9 protein-coding genes and 1 pseudogene are annotated in these 12,230 nt (G+C 47.1%); 8 read left to right on the forward strand and 2 right to left on the reverse strand.

Annotated elements, in window-relative coordinates; all coding sequences use genetic code 11:
- Positions 1–1,148, reverse strand: a 1,148-nt coding sequence (locus tag QZ942_RS01090) for a lipoprotein-releasing ABC transporter permease subunit (protein ID WP_292992701.1), incomplete at its 3' end; no start/stop codon positions are given.
- A 109-nt stretch (positions 1,149–1,257) separates the two neighbouring features.
- Positions 1,258–1,977 (reverse strand): Crp/Fnr family transcriptional regulator, encoded by a 720-nt coding sequence (locus tag QZ942_RS01095; protein ID WP_292992703.1) that lies wholly within the window; start codon positions 1,975–1,977, stop codon positions 1,258–1,260.
- 494 nt (positions 1,978–2,471) lie between these two features.
- Here QZ942_RS01095 and QZ942_RS01100 point away from each other — a divergent pair, with 494 nt between their 5' ends.
- The 8 genes and pseudogenes from QZ942_RS01100 to QZ942_RS01135 all read left to right on the forward strand — a co-directional run.
- Positions 2,472–4,934, forward strand: coding sequence for a hypothetical protein (locus tag QZ942_RS01100; RefSeq protein WP_292992704.1), 2,463 nt, complete (start codon positions 2,472–2,474; stop codon positions 4,932–4,934).
- A gap of 17 nt (positions 4,935–4,951) precedes the next feature.
- Positions 4,952–7,948, forward strand: a complete 2,997-nt coding sequence (locus QZ942_RS01105; protein WP_292992705.1) for a pyruvate formate lyase family protein — start codon at positions 4,952–4,954, stop codon at positions 7,946–7,948.
- Between the two features lie 2 nt (positions 7,949–7,950).
- Positions 7,951–8,595 (forward strand): hypothetical protein, encoded by a 645-nt coding sequence (locus tag QZ942_RS01110; protein ID WP_292992707.1) that lies wholly within the window; start codon positions 7,951–7,953, stop codon positions 8,593–8,595.
- A complete protein-coding gene (locus QZ942_RS01115; RefSeq protein WP_292992708.1) occupies positions 8,592–9,350 on the forward strand; it encodes a radical SAM protein in 759 nt (252 codons plus the stop codon). The genes QZ942_RS01110 and QZ942_RS01115 overlap by 4 nt, the downstream gene beginning before the upstream one ends.
- 10 nt (positions 9,351–9,360) lie before the next feature.
- A complete protein-coding gene (locus tag QZ942_RS01120; protein ID WP_292992709.1) occupies positions 9,361–10,455 on the forward strand; it encodes a DUF6765 family protein in 1,095 nt (364 codons plus the stop codon).
- A gap of 82 nt (positions 10,456–10,537) precedes the next feature.
- Positions 10,538–11,350 (forward strand): type I restriction enzyme HsdR N-terminal domain-containing protein, encoded by an 813-nt coding sequence (locus QZ942_RS01125; protein WP_292992711.1) that lies wholly within the window; start codon positions 10,538–10,540, stop codon positions 11,348–11,350.
- Positions 11,351–11,398: 48 nt separating this feature from the next.
- A complete protein-coding gene (locus tag QZ942_RS01130) occupies positions 11,399–11,983 on the forward strand; it encodes an HNH endonuclease signature motif containing protein (protein ID WP_292992712.1) in 585 nt (194 codons plus the stop codon).
- A gap of 149 nt (positions 11,984–12,132) precedes the next feature.
- Positions 12,133–12,230 (forward strand): annotated as a pseudogene (locus tag QZ942_RS01135) (IS5/IS1182 family transposase); the annotation flags it as partial.

The following is a 12,230-nucleotide window of genomic DNA, read 5'->3' on the forward strand; positions in this document are numbered from 1 at the left end:
GTGGTGATATCTGCCATCTGTGGATCGGTTGGAATGGTGCTGATGTAATAAATTTCTCGCGATAAGAACTGAACGTGGAACAAACTTTCAATAAACGCCACCACCTCACCCACGTTGTAGGCTAACAACATACCGCCCGCAACCCCCAAAATTGTGCCAAAAACGCCAATAAATGTTCCCTGTACAATGAATATCTTCATAATGCTGCGCGGGCTTGCGCCGAGGGTACGTAAAATCGCGATATCCGATTCTTTGTCGGTTACCGCCATTACCAATGTGGAAACAATATTGAATGCCGCCACCGCAATAATCAATGCAAGGATCAACGATAACATGCGTTTCTCGATCTGGATTGCACGAAAATAATTGGCATGCTGTTTTGTCCAGTCGCTGATATAGCTGTCGATCGTCAACATCGCGGGTAATTCTTGAACAACTTGGGGTGCCAGAAACAAATCTTTCAGCTTGAGGCGCACACCGGAAACATCATCGTTATCCATGCGATAAAGTTTTTGCGCATCGAACATGTGAATCAGGACCAATCCGGAGTCATATTCAAAGTGCCCTGCTTCGAAGATGCCGACCACGGTGAATTGCTTCAGCCGTGGCAATATACCCGCTGGCGTGACTTGCCCTTGCGGTGAAATTAAAACAATTTTATCACCGAGGAAAGTACCCATAGACCGCGCCAATTCCATGCCGATGACAATACCAAATTCGCCCGGCACCAGATTATCCAGCTTTCCGCTTGCCATCATTCTTCCAAAATCCGCCACCTTGTCCTCCATCGTTGGCAGAATGCCGCGCACAACAACTCCCTGAACAACTTGGTTGTGCGATAACATGCCTTGCGCATTGACATAAGGCGCGGCAGCTTCTACGAATGGGTGCTTAACGGCTTCTTCTGCGGTTTGCTGCCAGTGACTCAGATTGCCATGAATGCTACCGATCTGAACATGCGAAGCGACGCCTAGAATCCGTGTACGCACTTCTTTCTGGAATCCGTTCATGACCGACATGACGGTAATGAGCGCCGTCATTCCCAGCGTAATGCCCATCAGAGAAATTAATGAAATGAATGAAATGAAATGATTGCGTTTTTTGGCACGCGTATAGCGTAAACCAATGAAAAGTTCATAAGGGGACACGAATTTAATAGACCCGTAATAAGTTCAATTGCGAAGTTTGCCACACTTAAGCGCGGCATAACAAATAATCAAGAAATTGTAATCAGGAATTGTTACTGCAGGATTTCCATTAAAAACCGCCGCGCGCCGCATTGACCATTTCAGTCAGCTTGGCTACGTCCAACACATGTAAATCATGCCCTTGACGCATAATAAGCTCACTTTTTACCAGCTTATTCAGCTCTCGCGATACGGCTTCACGATGCGTGCTGACCAAATTGGCGATTTCAGTCTGGGTTGGCGCCGGAGAGATGATTGCAGCATTCGCAGATGTCATGTGATTCCTTGCCAGACGCAGCAATTCCGACTGAATACGATTACGCACAGCCAGTGTGCTGTAATCATAAACGCGTTCGGTCAAGCGGCGAACTTGGCCGGTCAAGCGCTTCAGAATGATTTCGGCTATCTGTCGATTGGAATAAATCAGATTCTGAAAATCCAACGCATGCATCGACGCCAGCAATACACTGGTTCTGGCAACCACTGTTGCCGAGCGGGGATGGCCATCAATCGCCGTCAATTCACCAAACATCTCACCGGTGGATAAATCACATAAAATAACTTCCTGACCCAACAGACCATGATACATGACACGAATCTCACCCTGCGCAATGAAAAAAACGCTGTTGGTGTGATCGTGATAGCGCACAATCCCATTCCCGGCCTCATAGCGATGCCACTGACAAGCAGCCGCAACCATTTCAATATCTGCATGTGACAGACATTGAAATTCCTTGATAACAGATAGCATGGCATTAGCACGCTCAGCCGGTATATTTCGTGTGGTCATTTCGCTTTTATCCAACGCTCAGGAATTTTTATTCCCCAACAATTCCGGTAATTTTAAACAAGACTGCATTCCCCCAAAAGGGGTAATGATATATCAATTTGAAGAAATGTTTCATTTGGCGAGCAGATGATTGCGACTCGATGGGTAGAGGAATTGCACAATGCACTCCTGGGCAGGGAAACAAGAGAATTTATGGGAATGTTGAAAAAAGCAGTTCAGTGCATAAATAAAAACAATTAGGATTTTTTGATAATGATCAATATTGCTTTGTATAATTCTAGCTATCCTAAAAAATGAGGATATAGTTTGATTATGTCAGCAGATATATTGAAATATTGAATTGCCGTGCGTCTAAACTAATCAAACGATTTAATTAGCGTTTCCTTCGAGGAGTGATCCAAAAAAATATAATTAGTAAATTACTACTTGCATTCTATTACTGATAATTATGCAAATTAGTCCCACTTAACAAGAAAGCGGTAAGGGGAAAATTCATGACAGCCTTTCTGAGCAGCAGGAGTTTCACGGCACATTCCAGTGATGAACAGCAGTCACTGACAAATGCATTAAACGATATTCTGAGGAACGATTATCACGGCAGCTTTTTTGTGCTGTTGGGCATGTACCAACGCATTTTGGCAGATAACAATCAGCGGCAGCGCTGGCCAGAAATTCATAAGAAACTGGATATTCTATTTAAATGCGGGACAGCGGAAGTAATCAGCAGCCCGATGATTGGTATTCCTGTTTCCATACGGGACAGCGATTATTTCAAGGAAGCTGCCCGGTTTATTGGCAAAGAAAGATCCTTGATGGCTAATATCGAATGGATGGCGACCGCTTGGAATGCAACGTATGCCGATACTGGTTTGTGGATGGGAAAAACATTTGAGCTGGTATTACGCGAAACTGTTGCGGCAAAAACCCGCAATGATGCTAAAACACTGAGCAGTTATGACCCAAAGTCGGTGCGCATCGGGCGCAATTTTTTTCGTGAACCGCCCGATCCCAAAGCATTGCAAGCGATCGGGCTGCCCGCGTTGACGCAATTATGGAAACTGAAAGACCGCCCGATGAATCCTGCTGCTGCCGGATTTGATTGCGAGCTGCTAGCGGAAAATTTGGATAAAGAAAAAGCAATCCCGTACAGCAAAACGGGCGGTTATTTTCTTTGCAATCTGGGAACTTCAGTGGTTCCGCAAATGAATGGCAAAGCAGTGTACCAGCTGAATTATCGCTGGCCAGATCTTGGCCCGGTCTATCCCATGACGCGTTTGATTGATGAAATCGTTCGCATCGATGACGGTATTTATTTAGGTCAATTGGTGTTCGCCACGCAGCATTACAGCTTGGGTACTTTTACATTGCCGAATGGCCACGTTATATCGATCGGCGATAACTATCCGCACCATTCGATAATCGACAATATCAAACAAATTTTTCCAATGGGTTGGGTTGAGGAAAAGGATCCGTATGGCTATCAGAATAACGGATTTTTCCTGATGATTGATCCGGCTTATGCCAAAGAATTTTATGCGGATGACGCATTTCCGCAACTGCGCCCGCGTCCGGGTGAAATAGGCTTCAGCGAGTTGGAATATGATCAAAAAGCATCCATCTCGACGATGTCCAACACGGAGAAAACAGCTACGGCAGTAGCACTGAATTGGCCTGAAATCAGCGATTGGATTGATGGCTGGAAGCACAATGAGGCGCTAAAGCGCAAATTTACCACTTTCATCCTGGAAGAATCGCCGAAGGGTGTGGAAGATAGTGATGTCACAGAAATGTTGCAAGAAGACGAATCAATTTTGCAAATGCTGCAGCGCATCAGCGGCGAAATTTCCGCGCAGAGCAATCCGCAAGACAATTTGAAACATTTCGAGAAACTCAATCGCCTATTCCGCCGCGGTGTGGCTCCAACGGTGGAAAATGGGTTATTCCAAGGGCACGGCGCGCGCGGTTATAACGTCCGCGTCGACAGCGATGAATCAACGGATTGGTATGGCGAAACAAGGCGCGCGACCGGTTTTGATTATTATCACGGCGCTACGCTGAATCTGCATTGCGGTTTTGCTGAAACCTTCTGTCCCGATACGAACACTAAACCGAACGATGAATATCTTTTTCCCGGCCGGCTTGCCGATCTGGCGCTAGCGCACGAGGCTCCGAATGCGCTCAATCTGATGTGGCACAGCATCGGCAAATATATATTTCCGTGGGCGGGTAAATCCTATGAAAAAATCTCGGGACGGAAATTGAGCATGCTGCTCGACGAAAGCGATGATTTGGCTGAGCGCTATCCCGAACGCGTGCATGCACTAAAAACACATCTGGCCAGCACGCCGCATTACGCATTGGTGGAAAAAAACAAAGCGCATTATTGGGATGCCAAAGGTGTTTACGCCAAGCACTTGAAGAGCGGCGCATGGGATCGCGGTATGTCGGATGAAGATAAGACATTCTGGGAAAATGAAGCGGCATTGCATTGGATAGATGGCAACAATATTCAGGATAAACGCATCATCGCCGCCGATCCGTTGATGCGTATTGTCGATATGAATTACCGTGTTCCGGACGCATCGTTGCAAGCGGTATCGGCGGCTGGTCCATCGCCGTTTGCGCGGCAAGGCTATATTTTTCTCGGCGCGGATGACCGGGAATCGATTTTGTCTATGAATAACGGCAATGGTAAAAAGAAAAAAGTATTTCAGTTTCATTACCGGTTTCCAATGATTGGCGGGCCGGTTCCGATTGGCTATTGTCTCGATGAGATTGTTGAGATTGCCGATGGACTTTATCTGGGGCAATTGATTTATTCCACGGCATTGGATAAGCCATTTCACTCGTCAGTCGATCCTGCGGAATACCAGTATCAACTGTTTGGCTATTTTTTGCTGCTTGATGATGCTTGGCAATATCACAGGCTGGCGATAGGTTTGGATACTTTGAATTAATCAGCGCGGAGGAAATGATGAGTAATAACACATTCAATCGAGGCGGTATTCATATCGATCTTGAGCATGGAACGGCGGATACCTCCACGTTCAGCGGTAATATCTCTATTTTTCCTATTCCCAATACCACGCCTGACAAGATCAAGACATTGCACGATCTCGCACTCAGCGAGATCGTGCTTAGCGACTTTCCGGTGGTACAAGCATGGCGCAACCAGTTGTTCGATCCGGAATGGATTCCGGAAATTTGTGATGAATTGCCTCGCCTGCTGACCGAGTTTTTGCGCCAGCCAGACCACGCGGAGCTCCCGCCGGTTACACGCCGCGCTCAAGCACTGAAGCATGTTTTCAGTCATAAAACGCCGCTGGTGAGAAGTACCGATTTGTTACCGGGGCAAACGACCACCAGCTTTGTCGGGCCGGTTGTGTATATGGATATGAGCGGTTATTGCATTTGGTCCGAATTGGAAACGCTTTCAAAGCGGCCGCAAAATCCGTTCAAAATCAAACCGGAAGTAGCCAAACGGTTGAATGAAGAAATTTTCCCTTTCTGGCTGGAGCGGCGCACAGTGCAAGAAGTGGCGCGGTACACAGACTACGATACGGCTAACTATGCCGAAGATCATCGCGATGAAGTCGAAGGTGGTATGTATGAGGGCAAACTCTCTATTGATCCCCTGCTGAAAAAAAAGGCTGGTGAGACGCCTAAATGTCAGGAGCTGTTTGAGCGTGTTGCTTTTTACCTGTCCGATAAAGCGACCGCAGTGTCGCATACCGCACCGGATTTTAGCCGAGTGCTTAAATTCGGTTTTAATGGTCTGATTGCACAGTTGCAGCAAGATATTGCAAATGGTGTTGCGGATACGCCGGAAAAAATTGAATTTGCGCAAAGCGTCATCGCCGTTTACGAAGGCGCCAAGATCTATGCCGGACATTTGGCCGATGCGGCTGAAGAAGCGGGTAACAGCGAGCTTGCTGCCATCTGCCGTAAGGTTCCGGCAGAGTCCGCCAGTACACTGGCGGAAGCGATAGTGGTAGTCTGGATTTGTTATCACCTGCTATTGCAGGAGAATACCAATTTTGGCCTTTCTCTTGGCCGCTTGGATCAGACGCTGAACGAATTCTACCTGCGCGACTGGCAGCAACAGCCGGACGATGCGGCAAAAGCAGCGTACACCCGGCGGGCGGTCGAATTGATGTGCCACTTCTTTTTGCGTTGTTCCGATCATGTGCCGTTGTCGCCGGAAAGCGCGGAGGTACTGTTTGCCGGTAGCGGCTCAAACCAGGCATTAACCGTGGGTGGTACTCGCTTTGAAAATGGTAAAACCGTCGATGCTGTCAATGACATGACGTACATTATTCTAAAAGCGACCGAAATACTGTCCATTCGCGATCCGAATGTGCATGCCCGCTATCATAAGGATGTTCATCATCGCGCGCCGGATGGAAGGCCTTTGGCGGCGAATGAGATTTCCCCCTATCTGAAACGCATTTGCCAGGTGAATCTGGTTACTCGTGCGACGCCCGCGCTGCACGGCGATGCACCGGTGATCCGCAGCATGGCGAATTATTATGCCAAGCACGATCGTGTGACGGCTGACGAAGCCTTAGCGGATGCGCACGATTATGCATCGATTGGTTGCATTGAGCAGAATGCCGATCATAAACACTATGGCCACACCGGTTCCACCTTACTGGTGCTGCCAGCGGTGCTGGAACTGGCTATGTTCGGCGGCAAGCACCGTAGCGACGGCATCGGCAAAAAGGATCCCAATTTGTTTTATGGCAAACCGGACTATACCTCCCCGCCATTGACGGCTATGCAGTCGATGCAGGATTTTATCGACAGCTTCCGCTTCCAGCTCGATGAAATGGCGCGGCATTGCGTGCAATTCAACAATTATCTGGGACGCACGCTGGAAAAAGTACGGCCTTCGCCATTATTGTCGGGATTGTTTGACGGACCTACGAATAAACCGGGAGAAAGCAGCGCCAAATTCCGCGATGTTTCCTCAGGCGGTGCCAAATATAACTCTTCCGGGGTCGCTGTGATCGGATTGGCCGATGTCATTGACTCGTTCTGTGTGATCGATGCATTGGTGTTTGGCGGCAAAATTTCCGCGCAGGAACTGATCGCGGTACTGGATACGAATTTTGGCCACAACGCATCAAACGGTAAAGAAGCAGAAACGCGCAGTTTGGTGAAAAGTTTGCTGGATCTCGTCCAGAAGCGGCTTGCCGGTGGTTCCGGCGCGAGTTCTGCTGCGATAACACCGGAACGGTTACCAGCGTGCATGCGTCTGATCCGTCTGGCACCCAAATATGGCGCCGGTGTCGATCAAACGCCCGGCGGTGTTTATAACAATGCGATGGCGGTTAAATATACGCGTCTGTTGACCAAAATGATTCAGGAGGTTTTTTTCAAGTACCGCACGCACCGTGGCGGGCGCTATCTAACCGGTTATTGGAGCATGACCAATCATGCGGGCTTTGGCATGCTAAGCCGGGCCACACCGAATGGCCGGATGGACAACGCTTCGTTTGCCAGCGGGATTACGCCTTGTCCCGGTATCGTCAAAGCCAATGGCGATCCTGTGATGCTGCTGGATCATATGCTATCGGTTGCCAGTGTCGACGCGGATACGGTACAAAACGGCTATACCTATAACCTGAGTCTGACACCACGCGGCAAGGCGAACTTCAATGAAGATACAGAGCTATTTGCCACGCATATGAAAACTTTTATGGATCAGAATGGTGTGCTCGTTCAACTCTGCGTAACGTCAATCGAAGATTTTATCGCGGCAAACACCGCTGCAACGGCGGCAAGCCGCGCAGATGCCGGCGAAGCTGAGCAAAAAGCGTTGGCACCGTATAAGGATCTGATGATACGGGTTGCCGGTTACTCCGCCTACTATGTCACGTTGAGTCCGTTAATGCGGCAAGAAATTATCGATCGCGCCAATTTTGATATGAAAAGCGGTGTTGAGCAGCACGAAACTACAGGAGCGTAACGATGCATGCCACTATTCCCGCATTACCGGACGGTATTCACTATATTCTGAAATCCGGCATCCAGCTGGGCGAATCAACCGGCAATCTCGACGGAATGCTGAATCGCATGGAAGGTACGATGTTGGCCGCTGGCATGGCCGTACTGATCAAACTCGGTTTCGGCTTCCTGATCAATCCAGGTTTAAGTGAATCCCAAGCCAAGAAAGCGCAGCGTTTTTTTGAAAACAATTTTGTCATCAAAGATCCCAATGTTCCTGGCGGTATCCGTTATTACCAGGGGAAAATCCTTATCCGTACCCGGAAACCGCAAGATGACATGAATGTATTGATCAAATTTTGTCCCGATCCAAAAGCGCTGTTTATCCAAACACCTTTCGGCAAGCAATTGAATCCGGTTGCTATTGTTGCCACGGAAGCGCTCAGTGAAGCGCACGCGGAGCAGATTGAGCGCGATCCAAACAAGGTCGATTTGGTGATTCGCTTCAAAGATACCCAGGCTATTCTGGGATTGGCTGAGCGCCCGGATGCAGATGTCGTGCAATTGTTGCTTGAAAATCTGGTACAGATTACCGGCAATTTCGGCCACATGTTTAAATTTGGCGCGATTGGCAAAAATGTTCAAATGGTCATGAAGGATTTTTTATGAGTGATAAGGGGCTTATTTTCGACATCAAACGCGATTGCAGCGAGGATGGCCCCGGAATCCGCACAACAGTTTTTTTTAAAGGCTGCCCCCTTTCCTGTATCTGGTGCCAGAATCCAGAAGGAAAAGCAGTCAAGCCAGAAACCGATATTCATGGCAAACAGATTGGCACGTGGTATACGGTGGATGAATTAATGTACCGCTTGCTGCAAGACAAGCCATTTTTCATTTCAAGCGGCGGTGGTGTTACGCTTTCGGGTGGTGAAGCGACGTTGCAGATGGACTTTGCCAGTAAATTGCTGCAGGCGTTGAAGCGCGAAGGTATCCATACGGCGATAGAAACCAGCGGGTTTTTCGATTATCAACGCTTCAAGGATGAAATGCTGCCCTGGCTGGATTTGATCTATTACGATATCAAGCTGATGGATGAAGCGGCTAGCCAACAATATTGCGGCCAATCGAATCTGCGTATTTTGGACAATTTCTCCCGATTGCTTGCGGATGCCCGCATCCCAGTAATTCCGAGAATTCCACTTATTCCTGGTATAACGGCGACAAAAGAAAATCTCCAGGGAATTGCTGCATTTCTCGATAAGCATGGCGTTAAATCGTGTGCTTTAATGCCCTATAACCCGCTGTGGAGCGACAAGCTGCAAAAGCTTGGTTTACCTATTCGCTATCAACACAAAGGTTTTATGACACCTGCCGAACAAAAAACTTGCATTGACTATTTTACAAAATCCACTCAACCCACTTAAAGGAGTGATCATGCAAATAGACTTCCATCATGCGACAACATATGTATTGGCGCGACTGGCCGGTTTTGAACACCCCGAGGCAAATATCATTGCCTACTCAGCACAATATGTCGATGACGCAACAAACTCAGGGGTTATTCGCTTTACAGACGGCTCTATGTATGAACATACTAGCTCGGCTCATAAGACACTGGATTACAAAAATTTTGACGAATTAGCTAATCACCAGGCTTGGCTGCCGTTTCATTTCTTGCCGGGAAATAATAATTTGAACGCCGGGGAAAATCCGCTGGATACATTTATGGAAAAAATCATCTGTAAACCGGATAGTCCTGTCGCCAGAGAGATGGTTGCAGCGTGCATCAATAGCAAGAATAGTCCACACGCTTTGCAGCGGCTGGGCATTACGATGCATGTTTATGCCGATACCTGGTCGCATCAGGGGTTTGCCGGGGTTAATCACAAAAGCAACGATATCAGTAAGCTGAACGATGAGAACAATCCCGGCAATTATCTGGCAGCTCGGCTGAAGGATTTCTTTGGCGACAAATTTGACGCTATTACCAGCAAACTGATTGGCGATACGTTGCCGCTGGGTCACGGTGCCGCGCTCTCCTACCCGGATCGCCCCTATATAAAATGGAGCTACAAAGATCACAATAAGAACAGAATCATCCGGGACAACGCGGTGATTTTTTTACAAGCTGCGGAAAAAATGCACATGGCTATGCAACGTTTCCGCCTCGGGGATGCGAATGCCAATGTTCCGGGATTGCAAGCTACGGATAAAGCCAGAATCGAAGCGTTGTTCCGGAATATCAAGCACGATGAGGAGAGCGCCCGGCATAAAGCATGGCTGGAACGTATCGCAACCGGTTACTTCGATTTTCCACCGGTTAATCTAACATATGTCGCAAAAGGTACCGGTTCCTGGAAACACGAGGCCCTGGGTACTATCAAAGTTACTGACGATAAAGGCGAGAAGTTTGAATTCAAACCTGACTTTCTGAACAGCAATTGGAAATTGTTCCACGACGCATTGCAGTTGCACCGGTTTTATGTGATTCATGAACTGTTGCCGCGCTATGGCATTTGTGCAGCATAATGTTCCATACTATTATCATTGGCGCAGCAAACTTTTTACTTTAGTTTGCTTAGCCATCACTTACATATTCGGGAGAAAGCGCGTGGCATCTATTCCTAAAAAGGTCAACGAGCGTTTAGTCGCCGGAATTAAGAAATATCAGCCCATTCTCGCTGCAGCAAAAGCACGAGATGTCGGTGAAGCTGATACCGTCACAATCATCAAGGATATGCTGAGCGATATTTTTGGATACGACAAATACTCTGATCTCACATCGGAATATGCCATTCGCGGAACTTACTGCGACCTTGCAACAAAGATTGATGATGTCCTACAAACGCTTATTGAGGTCAAAGCTATTGGATTAGACTTGAAAGATCAACATGTCAAGCAGGCTGTCGACTATGCTGCCAACCAAGGAGTCGAGTGGGTTTTGCTTACAAACGGAATATGCTGGCGAGTGTATCGTCTGACTTTCTCAAAACCCATAGATCATGAACTCGTCGTTGATATTGATTTTTCTACCCTTAATCCACGTTCTGAAAATGATTTGGAACTTATTTACCTGTGGTGCAAAGAAGGTTGGCAACGGTCTGTTCTCGGCGAATACCACACACAAAAACAAGCATTGTCTCGATTCTTTGTTGGAGCGATGCTTCAAACTGATCCTGTTCTCGAAGTAATTCGTAGAGAGCTCCGTCGTATTTCTCCAGATGTTCGCATTGATATCAATCAAATCAAATCGGTTCTCTTGAACGAAGTCATCAAGCGGGAAGTGATTGAAGGCGACAAAGCTGAAGAAGCACGAAAGAAGATAGCAAAAGCAACGGCTAAAGCAATACGTGCATCAAACTCAAAGACCGTGCAAAAGGAATCAGAAAGTGATGCAACAGCAGATCCGGATATCCCGGTGTAATATAGCTTGTCATTCCCTCTAGGGCGATAAGCAAGTCAACATCAAATAATGAAGATTGACCTCAGCAGAGTCATAGAAGAGACATGCCGTCTAATCGCAGCGCAAGATGTTGCAGGTGCATCTCAAGTCATTACAACCAAGTATCCATTTAATCCATCCCAGAAGAGTGGTCGAAGTTACACACCACGGATAATGACAAAAATCTTTGCCCGAGATGGCTTCATTGATCGTTACCGTGGCACACAACTCGTATACCCACCGGTACTTCGGCTTCTTTCACTATATCTTCCATCGGAGTTTCCATATCATAAAAATGGGAAAATGACTGAAGGGCATATCGCGTACTGGGAACTTTTTCCTACAATAGATCATGTCGTTCCTGTAGCAATCGGAGGAGTAGATTCAGCGGAAAATTGGGTTTGCTGTTCTATGCTAACGAATAGCATCAAGTCAAATTGGACTATTGAGCAGCTTCAGTGGCAACTTCTTCCGCCAGGAAGTATCTCCGAATGGGATGGCATGATGAACTGGTTTGTTCAACAGGTTTCAAGTGACTTAAGTATTTTAGAAAATTCTTATATCAAACGATGGTATGGTGCTGCAACAGAATATGCATACCTATCAAGTGAATAGAATGGCAAGAAACGCATCACCTCTTTTTAATTCCACAATTAAAATCAAGCCACAAAACACTTAAGGAAACACTGATTTATTCGATCACATCGACTTTGGTCATAAAGGTTTGATAAAATACATCGTATTGATAAATATGGAATAGAGCGATGCAATCAAGCTTTTCTGATCTGGAATATGCAGCAAAGAAGAAACAAACACGACGGGATCGTTTTTTGTCCGAAATCGAAGGGGTAACGCCTTGGCC

It is taken from the genome of Nitrosomonas sp. (genome assembly GCF_021731985.1).
Taxonomy (GTDB): Bacteria; Pseudomonadota; Gammaproteobacteria; order Burkholderiales; family Nitrosomonadaceae; genus Nitrosomonas.

What these genes read in the sequence shown, in the direction of transcription:
- QZ942_RS01115 (WP_292992708.1), top strand. Translation starts at nt 8,592, where the DNA reads ATGAGTGATAAGGGGCTTATTTTCGACATCAAACGCGATTGCAGCGAG.
- QZ942_RS01095 (WP_292992703.1), bottom strand. Translation starts at nt 1,977, where the DNA reads ATGACCACACGAAATATACCGGCTGAGCGTGCTAATGCCATGCTATCT.
- QZ942_RS01130 (WP_292992712.1), top strand. Translation starts at nt 11,399, where the DNA reads ATGAAGATTGACCTCAGCAGAGTCATAGAAGAGACATGCCGTCTAATC.
- QZ942_RS01105 (WP_292992705.1), top strand. Translation starts at nt 4,952, where the DNA reads ATGAGTAATAACACATTCAATCGAGGCGGTATTCATATCGATCTTGAG.
- QZ942_RS01120 (WP_292992709.1), top strand. Translation starts at nt 9,361, where the DNA reads ATGCAAATAGACTTCCATCATGCGACAACATATGTATTGGCGCGACTG.
- QZ942_RS01100 (WP_292992704.1), top strand. Translation starts at nt 2,472, where the DNA reads ATGACAGCCTTTCTGAGCAGCAGGAGTTTCACGGCACATTCCAGTGAT.
- QZ942_RS01110 (WP_292992707.1), top strand. Translation starts at nt 7,951, where the DNA reads ATGCATGCCACTATTCCCGCATTACCGGACGGTATTCACTATATTCTG.